The 21,552-nt window shown below is 59.5% G+C and carries 19 protein-coding genes, 1 tRNA gene and 1 pseudogene; 9 read left to right on the forward strand and 12 right to left on the reverse strand.

From position 1 onward, the window contains the following. Positions 1-4: 4 nt before the first annotated feature. On the reverse strand, positions 5-1,087 hold the full coding sequence (gene prfA, locus LQ215_RS06330) for a peptide chain release factor 1 (RefSeq protein WP_230148046.1): 1,083 nt from the start codon (positions 1,085-1,087) through the stop codon (positions 5-7). Then, positions 1,084-2,373, reverse strand: coding sequence for a glutamyl-tRNA reductase (gene hemA / locus LQ215_RS06335; RefSeq protein WP_230148049.1), 1,290 nt, complete (start codon positions 2,371-2,373; stop codon positions 1,084-1,086). The genes prfA and hemA overlap by 4 nt, the downstream gene beginning before the upstream one ends. Positions 2,374-2,546: 173 nt before the next feature. Between hemA and LQ215_RS06340 the strand changes: the two genes are divergently transcribed. The 8 genes from LQ215_RS06340 to ychF all read left to right on the forward strand — a co-directional run bounded on the left by LQ215_RS06340 (position 2,547) and on the right by ychF (position 9,466). Then, complete coding sequence (locus LQ215_RS06340; RefSeq protein WP_230148051.1) at positions 2,547-4,271, forward strand: tetratricopeptide repeat protein; 1,725 nt, start codon at positions 2,547-2,549, stop codon at positions 4,269-4,271. A 4-nt stretch (positions 4,272-4,275) separates the two neighbouring features. Continuing rightward, positions 4,276-4,893 carry a lipoprotein insertase outer membrane protein LolB gene (gene lolB, locus LQ215_RS06345; protein WP_030138578.1) on the forward strand — a complete coding sequence of 206 codons (618 nt, stop codon included), beginning with the start codon at positions 4,276-4,278 and terminating at the stop codon, positions 4,891-4,893. Position 4,894: 1 nt separating this feature from the next. Beyond that, positions 4,895-5,746: a 4-(cytidine 5'-diphospho)-2-C-methyl-D-erythritol kinase gene (gene ispE, locus LQ215_RS06350; protein ID WP_057451836.1), complete on the forward strand. Its 852-nt coding sequence runs from the start codon at positions 4,895-4,897 to the stop codon at positions 5,744-5,746. A gap of 36 nt (positions 5,747-5,782) precedes the next feature. Next, positions 5,783-5,857: transfer RNA gene (locus LQ215_RS06355), tRNA-Gln, on the forward strand. Between the two features lie 47 nt (positions 5,858-5,904). Next, positions 5,905-6,846, forward strand: coding sequence for a ribose-phosphate pyrophosphokinase (locus tag LQ215_RS06360; RefSeq protein ID WP_003205529.1), 942 nt, complete (start codon positions 5,905-5,907; stop codon positions 6,844-6,846). A 143-nt stretch (positions 6,847-6,989) separates the two neighbouring features. Continuing rightward, positions 6,990-7,592: a 50S ribosomal protein L25/general stress protein Ctc gene (locus LQ215_RS06365; RefSeq protein WP_135847148.1), complete on the forward strand. Its 603-nt coding sequence runs from the start codon at positions 6,990-6,992 to the stop codon at positions 7,590-7,592. Between the two features lie 166 nt (positions 7,593-7,758). Further along, positions 7,759-8,343 (forward strand): aminoacyl-tRNA hydrolase, encoded by a 585-nt coding sequence (gene pth, locus LQ215_RS06370; protein ID WP_003205533.1) that lies wholly within the window; start codon positions 7,759-7,761, stop codon positions 8,341-8,343. A 22-nt stretch (positions 8,344-8,365) separates the two neighbouring features. Next, the gene (gene ychF / locus LQ215_RS06375) at positions 8,366-9,466 is read left to right on the forward strand and encodes a redox-regulated ATPase YchF (protein WP_003205534.1); all 1,101 of its coding nucleotides are present in this window, start codon (positions 8,366-8,368) and stop codon (positions 9,464-9,466) included. Positions 9,467-9,563: 97 nt separating this feature from the next. On the opposite strand, the gene LQ215_RS06380 is transcribed toward ychF, so the two are convergent. Beyond that, positions 9,564-11,627 (reverse strand): calcium-binding protein, encoded by a 2,064-nt coding sequence (locus LQ215_RS06380; protein WP_230148053.1) that lies wholly within the window; start codon positions 11,625-11,627, stop codon positions 9,564-9,566. A gap of 278 nt (positions 11,628-11,905) precedes the next feature. On the opposite strand from LQ215_RS06380, the gene LQ215_RS06385 reads away from it, so the two are divergent. After that, positions 11,906-12,106, forward strand: coding sequence for a nucleoid-structuring protein H-NS (locus tag LQ215_RS06385; RefSeq protein ID WP_230148129.1), 201 nt, complete (start codon positions 11,906-11,908; stop codon positions 12,104-12,106). Between the two features lie 683 nt (positions 12,107-12,789). Here LQ215_RS06385 and LQ215_RS06390 read toward each other — a convergent pair. The 9 genes and pseudogenes from LQ215_RS06390 to LQ215_RS06425 all read right to left on the reverse strand — a co-directional run bounded on the left by LQ215_RS06390 (position 12,790) and on the right by LQ215_RS06425 (position 21,435). Beyond that, entirely contained in the window at positions 12,790-13,167 is a 378-nt protein-coding gene (locus LQ215_RS06390; RefSeq protein ID WP_230148054.1) for a c-type cytochrome, read from the reverse strand. A gap of 72 nt (positions 13,168-13,239) precedes the next feature. Continuing rightward, positions 13,240-13,827: a hypothetical protein gene (locus tag LQ215_RS06395; RefSeq protein WP_230148057.1), complete on the reverse strand. Its 588-nt coding sequence runs from the start codon at positions 13,825-13,827 to the stop codon at positions 13,240-13,242. A 4-nt stretch (positions 13,828-13,831) separates the two neighbouring features. Next, the gene (locus LQ215_RS06400; protein ID WP_230148059.1) at positions 13,832-14,275 is read right to left on the reverse strand and encodes a DUF3592 domain-containing protein; all 444 of its coding nucleotides are present in this window, start codon (positions 14,273-14,275) and stop codon (positions 13,832-13,834) included. Between the two features lie 74 nt (positions 14,276-14,349). Beyond that, positions 14,350-15,387, reverse strand: a complete 1,038-nt coding sequence (locus tag LQ215_RS06405; RefSeq protein ID WP_230148061.1) for a sensor histidine kinase — start codon at positions 15,385-15,387, stop codon at positions 14,350-14,352. A 9-nt stretch (positions 15,388-15,396) separates the two neighbouring features. Next, positions 15,397-16,857 (reverse strand): ATPase domain-containing protein, encoded by a 1,461-nt coding sequence (locus tag LQ215_RS06410; protein WP_230148063.1) that lies wholly within the window; start codon positions 16,855-16,857, stop codon positions 15,397-15,399. Further along, entirely contained in the window at positions 16,854-17,312 is a 459-nt protein-coding gene (locus LQ215_RS06415; protein WP_230148065.1) for a hypothetical protein, read from the reverse strand. Before LQ215_RS06415 ends, LQ215_RS06410 begins: the two co-directional genes overlap by 4 nt. Positions 17,313-17,452: 140 nt before the next feature. Then, complete coding sequence (locus tag LQ215_RS29715) at positions 17,453-18,358, reverse strand: methyl-accepting chemotaxis protein (RefSeq protein ID WP_373419653.1); 906 nt, start codon at positions 18,356-18,358, stop codon at positions 17,453-17,455. After that, positions 18,353-19,615, reverse strand: a pseudogene (locus tag LQ215_RS29720) (PDC sensor domain-containing protein); the annotation flags it as partial. The gene LQ215_RS29715 and the pseudogene LQ215_RS29720, both read right to left, overlap by 6 nt. A gap of 602 nt (positions 19,616-20,217) precedes the next feature. Beyond that, positions 20,218-21,435 (reverse strand): MFS transporter, encoded by a 1,218-nt coding sequence (locus LQ215_RS06425; RefSeq protein ID WP_230148069.1) that lies wholly within the window; start codon positions 21,433-21,435, stop codon positions 20,218-20,220. Positions 21,436-21,552: the final 117 nt, after the last annotated feature.

The following is a 21,552-nucleotide window of genomic DNA, read 5'->3' on the forward strand; positions in this document are numbered from 1 at the left end:
GTGCTTACTCGCCAATCGCCGCCAACTGGTCGGCCTGGTATTCGGCCAGCAACGGCTCGATCACCGCATCGACACCACCGGCAAGGATCTCGTCCAGGGAATACAGGGTCAGGTTGACACGATGGTCGGTGACCCGGCCCTGGGCGAAGTTGTAGGTACGGATCCGCTCGGAACGATCACCCGAGCCCACCAGCAACTTGCGCTCGCTGGCGATGGCATTGGCCGCGGCGCTGGTCTGCTGGTCGTTGAGCTTGGCCGACAACCAGGCCATGGCCCGCGCGCGGTTCTTGTGCTGGGAACGCTCTTCCTGGCACTCGACCACAATGCCCGAGGGCAAGTGCGTGATGCGGATCGCCGAGTCGGTCTTGTTGACGTGCTGGCCGCCCGCGCCGGAGGAGCGGTACGTGTCGACCCGCAGGTCCGCCGGGTTGATCTCGATGGCTTCCTGCTCGTCCGGCTCGGGCAATACCGCCACGGTGCAGGCCGAGGTGTGGATGCGTCCCTGGGATTCAGTGGCCGGCACGCGCTGTACGCGATGGGCGCCGGATTCGAATTTCAGCTTGCCGTAGACATTGTCGCCTTCGACCCGGGCGATGACTTCCTTATAGCCGCCGTGTTCGCCTTCGTTCTCCGAGAGGATCTCCACCCGCCAACCGCGACGTTCGGCATAACGCGAATACATGCGGAACAGGTCGCCGGAAAAAATCGCCGCCTCGTCGCCGCCAGTGCCGGCACGGATCTCAAGGAACACGTTGCGCCCGTCATTCGGGTCCTTGGGCAGCAGCATGCGTTGCAGGTTGCCTTCCAGTTCGAGCAACTGTTCCTTGGCTTCGCGAACTTCCTCCACCGCCATTTCGCGCATGTCCGGGTCGCTGTCCTTGAGCAGCGCCTGGGCGCCTTCAAGATCGCCCTGCACTTTGAGCAACTGTTTATAGGTGGCGACAATCGGCTCGACTTCCGCGTATTCCTTGGAATAGGTGCGGAATTTGTTCTGGTCGCAAATGACTTCGCCATCGCCCAGCAAGGCGGTCAGTTCTTCGAAACGGTCCTGGAGAATGTCCAGTTTGTTGAGCAGTGACGCTTTCATTGCGGTTTTTTATCCGAAAAGCTATCCGGTGAGCCCTCACCGAGGGCGAAGAGTTCCTGGGCCATGGCCAGCGCATCGAGGCGGCCTTCGGCGGTCAGCTTCTTGAGCTGGACGCTGGGGGCGTGGAGCAGTTTGTTGGTCAGGCCGCGAGCCAGTTGCACCAGCACCTCTTCGGCATTGCCGCCGTTGGCCAACAGGCGCTGGGCTTTTTGCAGCTCCTCGTCGCGCAGGCGTTCGCTCTGCTGACGATACGCCTTGAGCACATCCACCGCCGCCAGCTCGCGCAGGCGCACCATGAAGTCGTCGGCACCGATGGTAATCATCTCTTCGGCTGCCTGGGCCGCGCCTTGCCGGCTCTTGAGATTCTCGGCGACCACCTCGTGCAGATCGTCGACGCTGTAGAGATAAACGTCGTCCAGCTCGCCGACTTCAGGTTCGATGTCCCGGGGAACGGCAATGTCCACCATGAAAATCGGCTTGTGCTTGCGCAGCTTCAGGGCACTTTCCACCGCGCCCTTGCCAAGGATCGGCAACTGGCTGGCGGTGGAACTGATGACGATGTCGCTGTGCACCAGCTCGGCGGGAATGTCCGACAGCAGCACCGCATGGGCACCGAACTGCTCGGCCAGGGTACTGGCCCGCTCCAGGGTCCGATTGGCGACAACGATGCGCTTGACCCCCAGGTCGTGGAGATGGCGGGCGACCAGGGTGATGGTCTCGCCGGCGCCGATCAGCAGCGCCTGGCTGCGTTGCAAATCACTGAAGATCTGTTTCGCCAGGCTGACAGCGGCAAACGCCACGGACACCGGGTTCTCGCCGATAGCCGTGTCGGTGCGCACCTGCTTGGCGGCGTTGAACGTCGCCTGGAACAGCCGCCCCAGCAGCGGGCCGACGGTGCCGGCCTCGCGGGCCACGGCATAGGCCGACTTCATCTGGCCGAGAATCTGCGGTTCGCCCAACACCAGCGAGTCGAGCCCCGAGGCGACACGCATCATGTGACGAACGGCCGCATCGTCTTCATGCACATAGGCACTGGCGCGCAGTTCTTCAAGGCTCAGCTTGTGATAGTCGGCCAGCCAGCGCAGCACTGAGTCGGCCGAAACGTGGTCCTGTTCTATATAAAGCTCGCTGCGATTGCAGGTGGAGAGGATCGCAGCTTCGCGGCTGTCGGTGAGTCGGCAGAGCTGCTGCAAGGCCTCAACCAGCTGCTCAGGCGTAAAGGCCACGCGCTCGCGGACGTCTACTGACGCAGTCTTGTGGTTAATACCGAGTGCAAGGAAGGCCATTCAAGGTCGCTGATAGTGACGTGAAGCCGGCAATTGTCCTACTTCGTCAGATTCAGAACAACCACTCGATCTCTATCGCCCTGCCCGGGGGTTGTAAATCGACGGGGCGGTTATGTTTGACCGAAGGCTTGTGTCATGATGATCCGACCGCAGGTTAGTCGTCCTCTTCCTATATGAATAGATCTTCCGCGTTGCTCCTCGCTCTTGCCTTGCTCAGCGGCTGCCAGTCCATGGCCCCCGTTTCGACGGACGGTACGCCGCCGGTCGAAGACAGTGTGCAGGTACCTGAAAAACCCAAGGTCTACGGCTCGTTCAGCGAAGAAACCATCTTCAGCCTGTTGAGCGCCGAACTGGCAGGCCAGCGCAATCGCTTCGACATTGCGCTGGACAACTACGTGACCCAGGCCATCAATACCCAGGACCCGGGGATCTCCGAGCGGGCATTTCGCATTGCCGAATACCTGGGCGCCGACCAGCCGGCGCTGGATACCGCGCTGATCTGGGCCAAGAATGCCCCGGACGACCTCGAAGCACAGCGCGCCGCCGCCGTGCAACTGGCCCGGGCCGGGCGCTACGACGACTCCATGATGTATATGGAGAAGGTCCTGCTGGGCAAGGGCGACACCCATTTCGACTTCCTGGCCCTGTCCGCCGCCGATACCGACCAGGAAACCCGCAACGGCCTGATGAAAAGCTTCGATCGCCTGTTGCAGCGCCACCCGAACAACGGCCAGTTGATCTTCGGCAAGGCCCTGCTGCTGCAACAGGACGGTGACACCCAGGGCGCCCTCACCCTGTTGGAAGATAACCCGCCGGAAGCTGGCGAAGTGGCGCCGATCCTGCTGCGCGCACGCCTGCTGCAAGGCTTGAACCGCGGCGACGAAGCGCTGCCGCTGCTGGAAAAAAGCATCAAGAAGTACCCGGACGACAAACGCCTGCGCCTCACCTACGCCCGCATGCTGGTGGAAAACAACCGCATGGACGACGCCAAGGTGGAGTTCTCCAGCCTGGTCCAGCAATACCCGGAAGACGACGAGTTGCGCTATTCCCTGGCGCTGGTCTGCCTGGAAGCCAAGGCCTGGGAAGAGGCCAAGGGCTACCTGGAAGACCTGATCGCCCGGGAAAGCCATGTCGACTCGGCCCACCTGAACCTGGGTCGCATCGCCGAGGAACGCAATGATCCTGAGAGCGCACTGATCGAGTACGCCCAGGTCGGCCCGGGCAACGACTATCTGCCGGCGCAGTTGCGCCAGGCCGATATCCTGATCAGCAATGGCAAGACCGCCGAAGCCCAGAGCCGCCTCGCCGTACAACGCGACTCCCAACCGGACTACGGCATCCAGTTGTACCTGATCGAAGCCGAAACCCTGGCGGCCAACAATCAGGGCGACAAGGCCTGGAACGTACTGCAACAAGCCTTGAAGCAGTACCCGGACGACCTGAACCTGCTATATACCCGCGCCATGCTGGCGGAGAAACGCAATGACCTGGCCCAGATGGAAAAAGACCTGCGCCTGATCATCCAGCGGGACCCGGACAACGCCATGGCCCTCAACGCCCTGGGCTATACGTTGTCGGATCGCACCACCCGTTATGACGAAGCCAAGCTGCTGATCGAACAGGCCCACCAGATCAATCCGGAAGACCCGGCGGTGCTCGACAGCCTGGGCTGGGTGAATTTCCGCCTGGGCAATCTGGACGAAGCCGAGCGCCTGCTGCGCCAGGCCCTGGAGCGCTTTCCCGACCAGGAAGTCGCCGCTCACCTGGGCGAAGTCCTGTGGGCCAACGGCAAACAACGCGAAGCCCGGCAGATCTGGAGCCGATTCCTCAAGGATCAGCCTGACAGCCCTATCTTGCGCAGCACCATCAAACGCCTGACCGGATCCGAGACTCTTTAAGATTATGTTTTTGCGCCATTTCATCGTTTTCAGCTTCATTGCCTTGCTCGCCGGTTGCGCGGGTTTCGGCGCCCGTGAATCCGTCCAGGGCCAGGGCAACCAGGCCCAATGGCGCGAGCACAAGCAACAACTGAGCGGCCTCGACGGCTGGCAGATCGACGGCAAGATCGGCATCCGCGCCCCGAAAGACTCCGGCAGTGGCACGCTGTTCTGGCTGCAACGCCAGGACTACTACGACATTCGCCTGTCGGGCCCATTGGGTCGCGGTGCGGCCCGCCTGACCGGCCGACCGGGCCAGGTATCGCTGGAAGTTGCCAACCAGGGACGCTACGAGGCGCCCACGCCCGAAGCACTGCTGGAAGAACAACTGGGCTGGAAACTACCGGTTTCCCACCTGACCTGGTGGGTACGCGGGCTGCCGGCACCAGACAGTAAAAGCCGCCTGACCCTCGACGCCGACAGCCGCCTGTCCAACCTGGAACAGGATGACTGGCAGATCGAATACCTCAGCTATGCCCAGCAGAACGGCTACTGGCTGCCCGAACGCATCAAGCTGCACGGTAGCAACCTCGACGTCACGCTGGTGATCAAGCAATGGCAGCCGCGCAAGCTGGGGCAATGACATGAGCGCTGCACGCCTGACCCTGCCCTCCCCGGCCAAGCTCAACCTGATGCTGCACATCCTCGGTCGTCGTCCGGATGGTTACCACGAGTTGCAGACGATTTTTCAGTTCCTGGACTACGGCGACGAAATCACCTTTGCCGTGCGCGACGACGGCGTGATTCGCCTGCACACCGAATTCGAAGGCGTTCCCCACGACAGCAACCTGATCGTCAAGGCCGCGAAAAAACTCCAGGCACAATCCGGTTGTGCGTTGGGCATCGATATCTGGATCGACAAGATCCTGCCCATGGGTGGCGGCATCGGTGGCGGCAGCTCGAATGCAGCCACCACGCTGCTGGGTCTCAACCACTTGTGGCAGCTGGGCTGGGACGCGGATCGCCTGGCCGCCCTGGGCCTGACACTGGGCGCCGATGTGCCGGTTTTCGTGCGTGGCCACGCCGCTTTCGCCGAGGGCGTGGGGGAAAAACTCACCCCGGTGGACCCCGAAGAACCCTGGTACTTGGTGCTGGTGCCGCAAGTCTCTGTAAGTACAGCAGAAATTTTTTCAGATCCACTGTTGACACGTAACTCTCCTCCCATTAAAGTGCGCCCCGTTCCCAAGGGAAACAGTCGAAATGACTGCTTACCGGTGGTAGCAAGGCGTTATCCAGATGTTCGTAACGCTTTGAATTTGTTAGGTAAATTTACCGAAGCAAAACTCACCGGAACTGGAAGTTGTGTGTTTGGGGGCTTCCCAAGCAAAGCTGAAGCTGATAAAGTCTCGGCCCTTCTGACAGAGACCCTTACAGGGTTTGTAGCAAAAGGAAGCAACGTTTCGATGTTGCATCGCAAGCTGCAAGACCTGCTCTAAAGGAATCGAGTGCTGGGCACTCGCAGCAACAGATACAGGGGCGTCGCCAAGCGGTAAGGCAGCAGGTTTTGATCCTGCCATGCGTTGGTTCGAATCCAGCCGCCCCTGCCATTTTCCTATACTCATCCAGGTATACCCTCAGCCTTCAGGTACTGCGCGTGTCCAAGATGATGGTCTTTACGGGGAACGCCAACCCCGATCTGGCTCGGCGTGTCGTACGTCAGCTGCATATCCCTCTCGGTGACATTTCTGTCGGTAAGTTTTCCGACGGCGAAATCACTGCCGAGATCAATGAAAACGTTCGCGGTAAAGACGTCTTCATTATTCAGCCGACTTGCGCTCCGACCAACGATAACCTGATGGAACTCGTCGTGATGGCTGATGCCTTCCGTCGCTCCTCGGCTACTCGTATCACTGCTGTTATTCCTTACTTTGGTTATGCCCGTCAGGATCGCCGTCCGCGTTCCGCACGTGTGGCAATCAGCGCGAAAGTCGTGGCTGATATGCTGACCGTAGTCGGCATCGACCGTGTCCTCACGGTTGATCTGCATGCTGACCAGATTCAGGGTTTCTTCGATATTCCCGTGGATAACATCTACGGCTCCCCGGTCCTGGTGGATGATATTGAAGATCAGCGCTTCGAAAACCTGATGATCGTGTCCCCGGACATTGGCGGCGTCGTGCGTGCACGAGCGGTTGCCAAATCCCTGGGCGTGGATCTGGGTATCATCGACAAACGCCGTGAGAAAGCCAATCACTCCGAAGTGATGCATATCATCGGCGACGTCGAAGGGCGTACCTGTATTCTGGTCGATGACATGGTCGATACCGCCGGCACCCTGTGCCACGCGGCCAAGGCCCTGAAAGAGCATGGCGCTGCCAAGGTCTTTGCCTACTGCACACACCCTGTGCTGTCGGGTCGAGCGATCGAGAACATTGAAAATTCCGTGCTGGACGAGCTGGTGGTGACCAACACCATCCCGCTGTCCGCTGCTGCACAAGCCTGTGTGCGTATCCGCCAACTGGATATCGCACCGGTTGTTGCCGAAGCGGTTCGCCGCATCAGCAACGAAGAATCGATCAGTGCGATGTTCCGCTAAGGGCCCTGCCCTTTCCAGGACATCTCGTTGACGAAAAGCGCCCCGCCCCGGCATTACCTGTCGGGGCGGGGCTTTTTTGCCCATATCGCCTTAAGCGCTGGTCGCAAGCGCTGGGGTGAATGTGGTTACTTTGGAGATACAAAATGAACGAATTTACTCTGAATGCTGAAGTGCGTTCCGACCTGGGGAAAGGTGCGAGCCGCCGCCTGCGTCGTCTCGCAAGCCTGGTTCCAGCTGTAGTCTACGGTGGCGAGAAAGCCCCTGAGTCCATCAGCATGCTGGCCAAAGAAGTTGCCAAACTGCTCGAAAACGAAGCGGCCTACAGCCACATCATCGAGCTGAACGTTGGTGGCACCAAGCAGAACGTCGTGATCAAAGCCCTGCAGCGTCACCCGGCCAAAGGCCACGTGATGCACGCCGACTTCGTACGCGTAGTCGCTGGCCAGAAACTGACCGCTATCGTGCCTGTACACTTCGTTGGCGAAGCTGCTCCGATCAAGAAAGGCGGCGAAATTTCGCACGTTGTTTCGGAAATCGAAGTGACCTGCCTGCCGAAAGACCTGCCTGAATTCATCGAAGTCGACCTGGCTGACGCCGAAGTCGGCACGATCATTCACCTGTCCGACCTCAAGGCTCCTAAAGGCGTTGAGTTTGTTGCTCTGGCACACGGCGATGACAAGGCAGTTGCCAACGTCCACGCTCCACGTGTTGCTCCAGAAGCCACTGAAGAAGGCGCTGCAGAGTAATTTCACTCTGTCGCCGGAGTGACCGGAAACATCGCGGACTGGAACGTAGCGAGACAGCGGGCGAGAACGCGAAGTTTACTTAACGGTAAATCCGCCATTATCGTCCACTGTCGCAACACCGCCTGATTGCGACATCGTTATCCACACTCCAGGAAGGGCCCCTATCGTGACTGCCATTAAACTGATCGTTGGCCTGGGAAATCCAGGCGCTGAATACGAACAGACCCGGCATAACGCAGGGGCCCTTTTTGTTGAGCGCATCGCGCAGGCACAAGGCGTCAGCCTGGCTGCCGATCGCAAGTATTTCGGCCTGACCGGTCGCTTCTCGCACCAGGGTCAGGATGTTCGTCTGTTGATTCCCACCACCTACATGAACCGCAGCGGCCAAGCCGTGGCGGCATTGGCCGGTTTCTTTCGCATCAAGCCTGAAGAAATCCTGGTGGCCCACGACGAACTCGACCTGCCCCCGGGCGTTGCCAAGCTCAAGCAAGGCGGCGGCCATGGCGGTCACAACGGGTTGCGCGACATCATCGCGCAACTGGGTAATCAGAATACCTTTCACCGCCTGCGGCTCGGCATCGGCCACCCGGGCGTTGCCAGTATGGTTTCAAACTTTGTCCTGGGTCGTGCGCCTCGCGCCGAACAGGAAAAACTCGATGCCAGCATCGACTTTGCCCTCGGCGTGCTGCCGGATATCCTCGCCGGTGAATGGAACCGCGCGATGAAAAACCTGCACAGCCAGAAGGCCTGACACTTATCCGAGGGGAAACACCATGGGATTCAATTGCGGCATCGTCGGCCTGCCTAACGTCGGCAAGTCCACCCTGTTCAACGCCCTGACCAAATCCGGTATCGCGGCTGAGAACTTCCCCTTCTGCACCATCGAGCCGAACACCGGCATCGTGCCGATGCCCGATCCACGCCTGGAAGCCCTGGCGGCCATCGTGATCCCGGAGCGCGTGCTGCCGACCACCATGGAGTTCGTCGACATCGCCGGCCTGGTGGCCGGGGCTTCGAAAGGTGAAGGCCTGGGCAACAAGTTCCTGGCCAACATCCGCGAAACCGACGCCATCGCCCACGTGGTCCGCTGCTTCGAAGACGAGAACGTGATTCACGTCTCCAACAGCGTCGACCCGAAACGCGATATCGAGATCATCGACCTGGAACTGATCTTCGCCGACCTCGACAGCTGCGAGAAGCAACTGCAGAAAGTCGCTCGCAATGCCAAGGGTGGCGACAAAGACGCCGTCGCCCAGAAAGCCCTGCTCGAGCAGTTGATCGCCCACTTCACCTTGGGCAAGCCGGCACGCAGCCTGATCAAGAACATGGGTGCCGATGAGAAGCAGATCGTTCGTGGCTTCCACCTGCTGACCACCAAGCCGGTCATGTACATTGCCAACGTTGCCGAAGACGGCTTCGAGAACAACCCGCTGCTGGACGTGGTAAAAGCTATCGCCGAAGAAGAAGGCGCGATCGTGGTACCGGTCTGCAACAAGATCGAAGCGGAAATCGCCGAGCTTGAAGACGGCGAAGAGAAGGACATGTTCCTGGAGGCCCTGGGCCTGGAAGAGCCTGGCCTGAATCGCGTGATCCGCGCGGGTTATGAAATGCTCAACCTGCAGACGTACTTCACCGCTGGCGTAAAAGAAGTCCGCGCCTGGACCGTTCGCGTCGGGGCTACCGCGCCACAAGCCGCAGCCGTGATCCATACCGACTTCGAAAAAGGCTTCATCCGCGCCGAAGTCATCGCCTATGACGATTTCATCCAGTACAAGGGCGAAGCCGGCGCCAAGGAAGCCGGTAAATGGCGCCTGGAAGGCAAGGAATACATCGTCAAGGATGGCGACGTGATGCACTTCCGCTTCAACGTCTGACGTTTTTTTCGCTTCAGGTAACCAGAGGCGGTCAAAAGCCTTCGTTACTCCATCGCGTGGCAGCTACTCACTGCCACGCGATCTTGTTGAGCGGACGTCAGGTCAACAGATGCCCTGGATCGACCTCGGGCGCCACCCCGATCAGCCCGACTTCGGCGTCGGGAGCAAAGATCATGTCATCTTCATCAAGGTTTTCTCGCCAGTCCCCAGCAAGCGCGACCTGGAAACGGTGGCCTTGTGCATCCGCTTCCACATCCCTCAAGTAAGTGCGGTCCAGTTCGCTGTTGTAAACCATCTCCAGCGTAGTGTCCGTACCCTCTCCGAAGCCGGTATAACCCAGCGCCGATACATCGATCTTGTCGTCAACGGTAAAGCCTTCGATAAAATCGGTGAAGCTTTGGCTGTCCGTACGATAGCTGTCCTCGGTAGAGAGATAGCGGAACACATCGTCGTTTTGGTGGTTATCCGTCCACAACGAGATATCAGTTCTATCTCCGCCGTTGAGACGGTCTGCGCCCGCGCCACCGATGATGACATCAGCGCCAGCACCGCCGTTGATGCGGTCATTGCCGTCCAGGCCATAAATGATTTCCGACAAGGCAGAACCGGTAATCGTATCTTTGCCGGTCGTACCCTCGACAGTAGGTGCGGTGAACACCAGGTGGGTGCTGTCCAACTGCCCCACCAGGTTGCCATCCAAGACCAATTCAAACCGTTGTCCGGAAGCATCCGCATCATAGTTTTTGAGGTAGGTGCGACTGCCGTCTGCGCTCGCCATGACAGCCAAGGTGCCGCCGTGGCCGTCGCCAATGCCGGTGAAGCCCAGGCCAATCAGGTCGATGCGGTCCTCAGAGGCGTCGAAGTCCAGGATCCGGTCGCTGTTGTTTTGCGTGGCCGTGCGAAAACTGTCGCTCAGTTCGGTGAAGCGGAAGATATCAGCGCCAGCGCCACCTTGCAGAAGATCGCGTCCGCCGTTGCCTTGGAGCACATCATCCCCCGCCAGGCCGTGAATGATTTCGGCGGTATCGCTCCCCTGCAGGATTTCTTCCCCTGCGTATCCGTCCACATGGAGTTTTCCGTCCTGGCTGCCGAAGCCGGTATCCACACTGCCATCGGCGTTCAAACGGATGACGCTGAAATCCCCGTTGCTCGTGCCGGCAGCCAGGATCTTGCCGTCGCTTTGTACCGTCAAAGCCACAGGCGTGTCGGCCTCGAAAGTCACCGTGCCATTGGAGCCAAAGCTGGTATCGAAGGAGCCATCAGCGTTAAGCCGCGCGACAGTAGCCAAGGTATCGCCTTCGCCATGGCCCATCACGATGATCTTGCCGTCAGCTTGCACGGTGACCACCGAGTCTTCGCCAAAACCCGCGGCAGCGCTCAGGGAGAGGACACCGTCATCACCGAAACGGGTATCCAGCTGACCGTCGGGATTGAAGCGCTGCAGGATATACGTCGGATCACCCACGCCGGCAGCATTGTACGCAGCCCCGACCACAACACTTCCATCTGCCTGCACCGCAGTAGAAATCCCTCCGTTGTAGTAGGCGTCTTCGGGAATGTTGACAGTCAGCACGCCGTTGTCGCCAAAGCCATCGACGACAGTGCCGTCATTGCCGATCCTGGTCACTGTGGCCTGGTCAAACCCGCGGGCGCTGATCTGGAATGTGCCATCCATATTCGCCGTCAGGTCGATGTCCTTGAACTCGTGGCTGATGTCGACCGTAACAGCGCCGTTTTGGCCAAAGGTAGCATCGCGTGTCCCGTCGCTGTTGAAGCGCTCCACCTGTACGCTGGTGTTCAGCGCGCTGGCGACAAGCACCTTGCCATCGGGCTGCACCGCCGTCAGCTCGTAGCGCGACGCCGGGGCTATCGCGGCAGGTACGATGTCGATGCCACCTTCATGGAAGCTGGTGTCCAGGCTACCATCGGCGTTCAGCCGGACAATGGAATGGTTTTGTTCGTAACCGTAGCTTTCCTCGCCTGGCGCGCCGGGGTATCCCCATGCCAGGTACTCGGTATAGCCCCCAACCAATATCTTGCCGTCCGGTTGGATAATGATGCTCTGGTTATCATCGAACTGGCCGGTGAGGTCGACCTGGACAGTGCCCGGGCCAGTTATCACGGTATGGGTATTTGCCATCGTGCTATCGCTGGTTGCCATGGGTCAATCCTTTAACGGGTGTTGGATCCGTCACTCTAGTAGAGCAGTAAGGATTTGCACGCTGCCCCAGCGTTGACAGGAGCAGAGTTCGACCGGTGGTTTGTTGAAGCCGACGAAAAGGCGCACTTCCGCTTTAACGTCTAACTTGCACGTGGTGTTGCGGGTGATGGGGTGTATATCCGTTATTTAGGTAACGGCGGCTTATGGTTCCGCTCTTACAGCGGGTCACTTTCGAAAAGCCCGGAAGCCGGCCCAGTCGAAAGTAACCAAAGCGCTTTATGCCCCACCACTCGGCACCTCGCTTTGGCTCGGTGTGCCCTCACTCCGGCATTGCTCCGTGGGCGCGCCGCGAAGGGCCATCCATGGCCCAGCGCGGCTATCCCGGCATCCATGCCGGGATGCCCACTCCACAACGCCTGCGTTCGGCCAGCGTGGTTAACGGGGCGCCCAAGATCAACGTCCACCGCGAGGCGGCCTAGTAGCCGACCTGGCTCTCCCGGTCGTACACCCATCAGATCTGTGGGAGCAAAGCTTGCTCGCGAAGGCGGAGGGTCAGTTTGCGGTGATGTTGGATACCCACAAGAGCTTGGGCAACTCCACGGTCCTGTGGCGAGGGAGCTTGCTCCCGCTGGGTCGCGCAGCGGCCCCAAAAAAGCGATGAGCGCTGCGCACTCAAGCGGGAGCAAGCTCCCTCGCCACAAAAGCTTCCCAGCCATCACGCCATAGATTGATCAACGGTAAACGCTGTGGGCGAGCTTGCTCGCGATAGCAGTGTTCAGCCACATAGATGCCGACATGCCTCCCGCTCTGGATCTTGCTCTGGATCTTGATCTCGGCGCCCCGTTAAACCACGCTGGCCGAACGCAGGCATTGCGCAGTGGGCATCCCGGCATGGATGCCGGGATAGCCGCGCTGGGCCATGGATGGCCCTTCGCGGCGGCCCACGGAGCAATGCCGGAGTGAGGGCACACCGAGCCTAGGCGAGGTGCCGAGTGGTGGGGCAAGAGCGTTTTGGTTACTTTTGACTGGGCCGGCTTCCGGGCTCTTCAAAAGTGACCCGCTGTAAGAGCGGAACCCTAAGCCGCCGTTACCTAAATAACGGATATACACAAAAATCCAACGACACTCACAAGATCAACAACACGCAGAAAAAGCCTAAAAATCATCGGCCTTTGGAAATCACACCACTCATATATTCATTCAAATCGCGAAAATCCTTAACCCCCCAAGAAAACGGCGCCAACTTCACCCCATTCTCTTTCAAAGTCCTGGGAATCAAGTCTCCATTGGGACGAAGTATTACCGACGACACAATAACACCCGGATAAACCCTCAGCCGCTCCTTGAAAGCGACAGTCGTAAGATCAGGCGTAGGCGGATTGCTTTTATGAGCCAATGGCCCCGTCCCCTTGAGATCCGCCCCATGACACATGACACATCGCTGTAAATAGATACTTCTCCCATTGGCATTATCCGCAAAGGACAGTGACGTTTGAATGAGCGACAAAATCCCTAGCGAAGCAATGACTAACACTCTCACTATTCATGCAGCCTTGTTGTATAAATCCGATCGGCGCTATTGCTGTGGGAGCAAGCTTGCTCCCACACCTCACTAGAACAGATAGCCGATGTAAATCGCCGCACCACCACCGGCCTGCAAACCAGCGTTCACACCCGCCATGACCACCGCCCCCTTGGCCGAGCGCGCCAGTTGTCGGTTGACCGTGGTCGAAGCGATCAGGGAGGTTGCCGGGTTGGAACTCAGGGCCACCGACAACGCCAGCAACTTGGGATCGAGCCCGAACAGCAGGGCCGTGGCCGAACCGCCGATCCCCAGGCCCACGCCCACTTCGGTATACATGCAGGGGCCGGTGATGTCGTCACTACTCAGGTCGCGGTCGACCAGGGCGTCGCTGACAAACACCTTGCCAGTGCTGGGAAACGCCTCTGCCGCGCCGGCCGCAGCCACACCCTTGCCCTTGATCTGGATATTGATCTTGCCGAAGCGCGGCAGCCTGGCGCCGAACCCGACACCCACGCCAACCCCGCCATAGCGGTAGCTGACGTCTTCGCCTTGGGGCGAGCGCAGGATAATCGAGCCGCCGCTGCCCGCCACCATGACCACGGTCAGGCCACCGCCGCTGGCGGTCTGGTACTGCCAGCGACTTTCATTGACCGGCAGTGGGATGTTGTAGCTCATACGTTCAAAGTCCTTTATATGAATGAACCGCACCGCGGCCGCGTTGACGGAAAGCTTTTAGCAGGCCGACAAGGGTGAACACCAGACCGATCCCCCCCAGCCCCCCGGAAGTGCCCCACAGGGCGGTCGGGGCATCGACGATGGCGCTGCCGGCCGGCTGCTCGGGCAGGTAATGCACCCGCACTGGCTGGTCTTTCTGATAGCCGAAGATAAAGCCGCCCTGGGGATAGGAAATTTTTTCACCGCTGGCGGTGGTGAAGGCGATCTCGGGATGCGAACCACCGGCATTCAAGTGACTGACGATGCCATCGGCGGTCTGTGCCCGGGCGAGGAAGTCGCGTCGGTCGAGGGTGAGATTGACGGCAATGCCCAGCAAGCCAACGCCAATCAGCGCAAAAAGCAGGCCCAGCAGAATCGTCCCGATGCGTGACGGGGTGTCGTTAGCCATGGCTTGTCCCGGTATTCGTCCATGAAAGAAGAGGATCAGGGTAGCAAGAAACCCTGGCGATATCCTATCCCCCGTTACGTGGCTTGACTCACCAACGGCAACCTCACCACGAACTCGCTCCCCTGCCCATCCCCCGCACTCTTGCCGATCACCGTGCCGCCGTGGCTTTCGACCAGCTCGCGCACCACCGTCAGGCCGATGCCGAGGCCTGCGCCATTAAAACCGATGGCGTGAACATCCTGCACGAAAGGCTCGAAGATGAACGGCAGTGCCTTGGGCGAGATACCTATACCGGTATCGCGGATGCTTATTTCCACCGTGTCATTTTCGGCGGTAACCGACAGTACGACGGTGCCACCTGCAGGGGTGTACTTGGCCGCGTTGCCCAGCAGATTGCCGAGAATCTGCGCAAGCCGCACCGGATCGCCGTTCAACGACAAGGCGCATTCGGGCAGTTTGGCGATGAAATGCAAGTCCCTGGAGTTCATGACCGGCTTACAGACGTCCATGGCCTCGTGAATGATCTGCAGCAGATCGATCCTGTGACAATCGAGACGAAGCTTGCCGGTCTTGACGCGAGAGACGTCAAGCAAGTCTTCGACTAAACGAGACATATGCCGCACCTGGCCTTCGATCAGCTTCTGCATGCGTGGCAGTTCCTCGCTGGGCACCCGTACCAGTCGGCCGGCAATCATGCTGATGGGGGTCAGCGGATTGCGCAGTTCGTGGGCCACCAAGGCGAGCACGCTACGCTGGCGTTCCAACGCGCGTTCGGCCGAGGTTCTCAGGTGTTGGGCGCTGAGGGCGGCGATGACCAATAGCTCATTGGCTTCGCGCATATCCAGGTACAGCTGTTGTTGTTCCGCCGCCTGCGCATTTTTTGGCTTTTCCGCCTCGGACTGGGCCGACAGGATCGCCAGGACCAACTGCTGGTTGGCCTCGATCAATTGCTCTATCTGTTGCTTATCGGCGAGTTGGGCGTTGGCGTCGCGCAGTTCCTTATGCAACGCCGCCAGCACCGCCCGCGCCTCGACGGTTTTCTGGCCAAGCAGGAACAGCTCGCGAGCGACCGTAGCCATCGCTTGCTTATCCCCGCCATGGGTTTCATCCATGATCGTGACTCATCCGACGCCTTTGCCAGAAGGCCGCCGGGTGGGTCGACCTCCAAGCAATCCCTCCTGATCCGGCAACATTTCACCGATCTGCAAGCCGTTGTCGTCGATGCGATAAAGGCGTAGCTCATCGGAGTGGGCACTGGCCCGCACCTTGACCACGGCCATGATGCGCAACAAACGGCTCTGCACTTCAATGTAGCGTTGAACAATGATTGCATCGGTGAGGAAAGCCGTGCCGTAGGGGCTGAAGCGCAGATCGGTGTAGCGGTCTTCCAGTTCCGACGTCAGCAATACACTGACACCGGCGCTGGTCAACGCCGTGACCATGCGCGACAGCGACTCGCGAAAGTCCTCGCGAAAGGTTGGCGCCAGCGCCAGTTCAAAGCCCGACAACGAATCAATGACCACCCGGGTCGCTTTTAAGCGGGCAATCTCGCCCAGCAGCAAGTGCACGATTTCGTCGATGGACAGGTCCGGCGCGCGGCTGTCCACCAGCCCGACTTTTCCACATTGAATCAAGCTGGTGAGCGTGGCGTTCTGGGAATGATTGGGACGCTGTTCAAACACCGCGATCACGCCGGTTTCACCGTTGCGCGCGCCTTCGGCGAGAAACGACGCCGCCAGGATGCTTTTGCCCGAACCGGACGGCCCCGCCACCAACAAGGAATACCCGCGCGGCAGGCCACCGCCGAGCATTTCATCGAGCTGCGGTACGCCCATTGCCAGACGATTGATGGGGAATTCCAGCGGCGCTTCGACCGGATTGAGCGGCGCAGGAGCAAAGACCTTGATCCCCGATGAGGCGATACGGAAGGTATGCAGGCCCGGCAATGTCGGCTGGCCGCGCATCTTCATGATTTCCATCTTGCGCACCATGGAGTTGCGCTGAACGCTCTGGCGCAGCCAGATCAATCCATCGGCCACGGTGAAAATCGGGTTGGTATCGGTTTCAGTGAAGTACTCGCCGATCAGGAACGTCGTGGCCTGCCAGGTGGTCATCAACATGCCCAGTTGCTGGACGAACTGCGGCAAGTTGTTATTCGGGTTGTCCTGGGTCTGGCTGGCCAGCACCACCGAACGGAACGAGTCAACGAACACCAGCGCCGGGGAGTGAGCCTCCACCTCGCTGACAATGCGCCGCAGCACTTCGTCCAGATCCCCGGCCAGGGTGTCGTCGGCCAGGTTGACGTAGCGGATCGACTGATTGATCGCGTCGCTGTCGAAGAAGTCGAACTGCTGCTGATAGCGCAGCATCTTCAGTGGCGGTTCGCCCAGCACGGTAAAAAACAGCGCGGGACGCTCGGGCGTCGCCAGGGCAAACATCATCTGGTGCGCGAGGGTGGTCTTGCCGCAGCCGGGCGGGCCGGCGATCAGGTTGAACGAAAACTCCGGCAACCCTCCACCCAAGACCTCGTCCAGACCTGGCACGCCGGTGGCCAAGCGGTTGATAGTCACTTTGGTGCTCATGGCGAATTTTCCTGCGAGGGGGTGTCGCTCAAGGAAGGTTCCCACACGCCACGAAGCAAACGTGCGGTGAGCGAAGGCCCGATCAACGTGGTCAGCAACTCGTAGAAGATAGTCAGCAACATTTCGCCGAAAAACAGCGCATCGGCTTCGCTTTGCTCAACGAGTACGGATTTAAGCGCCGTCAGAACCAGGCCGGGCTGCACCTTGTCGCAGGTACTGGTCAGGCGCGGATGGGTAGCCCCACACAGATGCAGGCTGCGGCGATAAAGCGCGGCAACCCCTTGCTGGCCAATGACGGGGGTGAGGGCCGCCTCTATATCCTGCAAAATCGAGATGATCGCGTGGGCGGTCCTGGCAATATCAGCGTTGGGGCCAACGCGGTGCGCCAGAGAAGCTACGATCTGGCGGCTCTCTTCGCTTAGCGTGGACATAGCTAACTGGTATCCGATGGGCATGTCTCGATACTACACCCTCTCAGGTGTTATCGAGCCACCATTGCATGAAGCAATGCAATTGCACGTAATTAAGAGCTGAATTGAATCCGTGGCGAGGGTGTTTGCCCCCTCGCCACAGTGGTTCCAGGCAGGATAACCCATTAACCTCTCTTGACTTTGAAGCGTCCTAACACCCGCTGCATCAGCGAGGCTCGCTCCGAAAGGTCCTTGGCCGCCACTGCGCACTCTTGCGAGTTCGACTGGTTTTTCTGCGTCACTTCGTCGATCTGCTCAAGCCCGATACTGGCCTGCTGCAAGCCTGAAGCCTGCTCGCTGGAGGCCTGGTAGATCAGCGAAACCAGGCTCGACACCGCGCCGGTTCCACTGACGATGTTCTTCAGCGATTCGGCGGTCCGACCGGCGATGATCATGCCGCGCTGGGTCTTGCTCGAGGAATCGGCGATCAGCGCGGCGGTCTGCTGGGCGGCCTCGGCACTGCGGGCAGCCAGGCTACGCACTTCATCGGCCACCACGGCAAAACCGCGCCCCAGTTCACCAGCCCGGGCAGCTTCGATCGCCGCGTTCAAGGCCAGCAGGTTGGTTTGTGCGGCAATGTTGTCGATGGTGGTAATGATCGCGGTGATGTCCTTGCCCGAGTTGTCGATTTCGGCCATGGCGGCAATCAGTTCGCTCATCAATTTGTCGCTTTCCCCGGCATCGGCCCGCGAGGCCTGGGATTGCTCATCGGCTTTCTTGGCGTTGGCGGCGTTGTCCCGGGTCTGGGCGGCCATCTGCGTCATCACCGCACTGATTTCGGTGATGGACGAGGCGGAATTGGAGGCCCCGTCGGAGAGCGACTGACTCAAGTCGGTGACCTGAGCCGAGCTGCCGGTGATCTGGGTGGCGCTGATTTGAACCTCGGAAATCAGCTGGTTCAGGTTGCTGACCATCTTCTCCAATGACTTGCCAAGGGTGTCATGGGGCGACGACAAGCGGACCTCCAGGTCCAGGTCACCTTCGGAAATCCGTTCGGCCACCCGCACCTGCCGTTGCAGGCTTTCGGACATGTCGTTGAGGGCCGCAGACAACTGCCCGACTTCGTCTTCGGATTTCTGCACCAGGCGACGAGAAAAATCTCCCAGGCTGATGGTGGCGGCCAAGGCGGCGGCTTCGCGAATCGGCCCAACGATTTTTGCCGCGGCGTACCACAGGGCAGCCAGGGCCAACAACGAAATGACCAACCCCACCGATACCTGCCAGATGCTGTTGTTGAGGCTGCGCGCCTGCAGTTCTTGCTCCAGGGCGATGGCCTGGCTCATGACCACAGCCTTGGGCAGGCGAATCAACACCGCCCAGGGCTTGCCCGTGCGACCGAGCGCAATGGGCATCAGCACTTCGATGTTCTGTGTTTGCGCATTGAGCAGGCCATCACCCCGACCGGCCTGGATATCACGGAGCACTTTTTCCCAGGAGTCAGGCAACAAGGCCTTGATCGGCTGGCCAATCAGGTCGGTCCGCTGGCTGTCCGCGACCACCAAGCCCTGGTTACTCAAAATCGAAACCGTGCCTTTGCCGCCATAGAGATCGGCAGACATCTGTTCGCTGAGCTTCTGGATAAACGCGATATCGAAGTCAGCCCCGACCACACCGTAGAACTTGCCGTTGGACACGATGGGCACCGACAAGGTGGTCAGCCAGACGTTTTTCCCTTGGACCACATAAGGAATGGGGTCCAGCACGCTTTCTTTGAGGGTGTCGCGCGGGCCGCTGTACCAGCCACCCTTGGGCACACCGTTGGGGTGACGGTCCGGGGAGTCATACTCGACCAATGGCTGCACCGCGACATGACCATCGGCGCTGCGCGTCCAGTAAGGCGTGAAACGCCCGGTCAGCGGGTTATTGCCATCTTCTGCATTGCGAAACGCCGTATCCTGCCCGTCCAACGCATTCGGTTCCCAGCAGGAATAGGTGCCGTTGAAGTCCGGATTATCCTTGAGGACGCTGAGCAGTACGCTGTTGATTTGCTCACGGCCCAATACCAGCGGACTTTGCGAGGCCTTGCTGGCGGCAAAGGCATTGGCCATGGTGCGGGCCGCATCCAGCGCATTCTGCAACTTGGCCTGGATGGCGTTGGCCCGGGACTCGGCCAGGTTCTGGATTTCCCGGATGGTTGATTTTTCAACCAGGGCGCTGACTTCGGTCGCGACATATTGCTCATTGGCCCGGGCACTAAAGAGCCCGTAGACAATCAGGCTGATGGATGAAACAAACAGGCATACGCCTGCCGTGACACAAATACGTGCCTGCAATGACTTGAACTTCATATCCTTCCCCGCCTGATTCTATATATGGCCAACGTCAAAGACGGCAGTCTCTGACGTGTGCACGACACGGCAATAACAATCGATCACGGCTGCTACGCGCTCACAAGGCAAACACCTTGCAAGCACTTGGCGATACAGCACTTATAGGCACTTCAGCGTGGCAGGTGGGGGCGCAAACTCACCTCTGTCCGCCCGCAAGAGCAGTAGAGGTCATCAAATCAAGAGCCGAAGGCCTTATGTCCGGGACAATAAGGGCGATAGGTGGAAAGAATGTGAAAGCCTGCTTTTCCAGTCACCACAGGGGTCACCCTTGAATAATGCCGCAGATTCCATTCCAGCCATTAACCACAACAGCAAATTAACACGACCGACTTTTGTACAAACACCGACTTAAGGCTTGTACAAACCTGTACTTTGGTCGCAACCCGACTGTACTCATCAAGTAGCGACCAAAACTTACAGTGTTTCAACGGGAGGACTGAATCACTTAGGGCCCACGTCGCAGCTTCGTTTCGGGGCCTGGATGCCTGAACACCCAAAACCCATGTGGGAGCGAGCCTGCTCGCGAAGGCGATCGCTCAGCTACACAGATGTTTCTCGCCTCAGGCCTTTCGAGTCCTCGGCAAGAAAATCGCCAACACCCCGAACAGCGGCAGGAACGAGCACAACCAGTACACATACTCGATGCCCCGGATGTCCGCCAGGTGCCCCAGCAGCGCGGCGCCAATCCCGCCGAAACCGAACATCAACCCGAAGAACACGCCGGCGATCATCCCGACATTGCCCGGCACCAGTTCCTGGGCATACACCACGATGGCCGAGAACGCCGAGGCCAGGATGAAGCCGATGACCACGCTGAGGATGCTGGTCCACAACAGGTCGACGTGAGGCAGGATCAAGGTGAACGGTGCCACACCGAGGATCGAGAACCAGATCACCGCTTTGCGCCCGATCCTGTCGCCAATCGGTCCGCCAAAGAAAGTCCCCGCCGCTACGGCCCCGAGAAACAGGAACAGGTGCAACTGCGAAGAAGCCACCGACAGGTCGAACTTCTCGATCAGATAGAACGTGAAGTAGCTGGTGAAACTGGCCATGTAGAAATACTTGGAAAACACCAGCAGCCCCAGCACCACCAGCGCACTCAGGACCCGTCCCTTGGATAAGCCATGCGTGGCCGCTTGGCCTTGCTTGAGCTTGAACAGGTTCAGGTGGTTGGCGTACCAACGGCTGATGCGGTACAGCACATACAGCGCAAACAATGCGAACAACCCGAACCAGGCCACATTGCCTTGCCCGTAGGGAATGATGATTGCCGCCGCCAGCAGCGGGCCAAAGGCAGAGCCGGCGTTACCGCCCACCTGGAACGTCGATTGCGCCAGCCCGTAGCGGCCGCCCGAGGCCAATCGCGCCACCCGCGACGCTTCCGGGTGAAAGGTCGACGAGCCGATGCCGATCAACGCCGCCGCCAACAGGATCAAGGCAAAACTGCCAACCATGGACATCATCACAATGCCGATCAGCGTGCACACCGTCCCGGCCGGCAACAGCCAGGGCTTGGGATGCCGGTCAGTGTGATAGCCGACCCAAGGCTGCAACACAGAGGCGGTCAACTGGAACGTCAGCGTGATCAAGCCAACCTGAGTGAACGTCAGGCCATAGCTGTCCTTGAGCATCGGATAAATCGAGGGCAGCACGGCCTGGATCAAATCGTTGATCAGGTGCGCCAGCGCCACGGCGCCAATGATCCGCATGACCAATGGGCTGCTTTGCGCAGTGGCGGCAACAGGGGGGATCTCGGCCTGGGTATTGCTGATAGCCATGGGAGTTTCCATAGGACAGAGGGTTGCACACGGGCAGGTGCGTCAATGTGCCATTTTTCGGTGCAGCAAGGCTATCCCCTTAGCTAGCTATCGACCTCGAAAAATTGTCGAAATCCA

It is taken from the genome of Pseudomonas brassicacearum (assembly GCF_918698105.1).
Classification (GTDB): domain Bacteria; phylum Pseudomonadota; class Gammaproteobacteria; order Pseudomonadales; family Pseudomonadaceae; genus Aquipseudomonas; species Aquipseudomonas brassicacearum_F.

Coding starts and splice junctions, on each gene's coding strand:
- prfA (WP_230148046.1), bottom strand. CDS start 1,087: ATGAAAGCGTCACTGCTCAACAAACTGGACATTCTCCAGGACCGTTTC.
- hemA (WP_230148049.1), bottom strand. CDS start 2,373: ATGGCCTTCCTTGCACTCGGTATTAACCACAAGACTGCGTCAGTAGAC.
- LQ215_RS06340 (WP_230148051.1), top strand. CDS start 2,547: ATGAATAGATCTTCCGCGTTGCTCCTCGCTCTTGCCTTGCTCAGCGGC.
- lolB (WP_030138578.1), top strand. CDS start 4,276: ATGTTTTTGCGCCATTTCATCGTTTTCAGCTTCATTGCCTTGCTCGCC.
- ispE (WP_057451836.1), top strand. CDS start 4,895: ATGAGCGCTGCACGCCTGACCCTGCCCTCCCCGGCCAAGCTCAACCTG.
- LQ215_RS06365 (WP_135847148.1), top strand. CDS start 6,990: ATGAACGAATTTACTCTGAATGCTGAAGTGCGTTCCGACCTGGGGAAA.
- ychF (WP_003205534.1), top strand. CDS start 8,366: ATGGGATTCAATTGCGGCATCGTCGGCCTGCCTAACGTCGGCAAGTCC.
- LQ215_RS06380 (WP_230148053.1), bottom strand. CDS start 11,627: ATGGCAACCAGCGATAGCACGATGGCAAATACCCATACCGTGATAACT.
- LQ215_RS06385 (WP_230148129.1), top strand. CDS start 11,906: ATGCCCCACCACTCGGCACCTCGCTTTGGCTCGGTGTGCCCTCACTCC.
- LQ215_RS06395 (WP_230148057.1), bottom strand. CDS start 13,827: ATGAGCTACAACATCCCACTGCCGGTCAATGAAAGTCGCTGGCAGTAC.
- LQ215_RS06400 (WP_230148059.1), bottom strand. CDS start 14,275: ATGGCTAACGACACCCCGTCACGCATCGGGACGATTCTGCTGGGCCTG.
- LQ215_RS06405 (WP_230148061.1), bottom strand. CDS start 15,387: ATGGATGAAACCCATGGCGGGGATAAGCAAGCGATGGCTACGGTCGCT.
- LQ215_RS06410 (WP_230148063.1), bottom strand. CDS start 16,857: ATGAGCACCAAAGTGACTATCAACCGCTTGGCCACCGGCGTGCCAGGT.
- LQ215_RS06415 (WP_230148065.1), bottom strand. CDS start 17,312: ATGCCCATCGGATACCAGTTAGCTATGTCCACGCTAAGCGAAGAGAGC.
- LQ215_RS29715 (WP_373419653.1), bottom strand. CDS start 18,358: ATGTCCGAAAGCCTGCAACGGCAGGTGCGGGTGGCCGAACGGATTTCC.
- LQ215_RS06425 (WP_230148069.1), bottom strand. CDS start 21,435: ATGGCTATCAGCAATACCCAGGCCGAGATCCCCCCTGTTGCCGCCACT.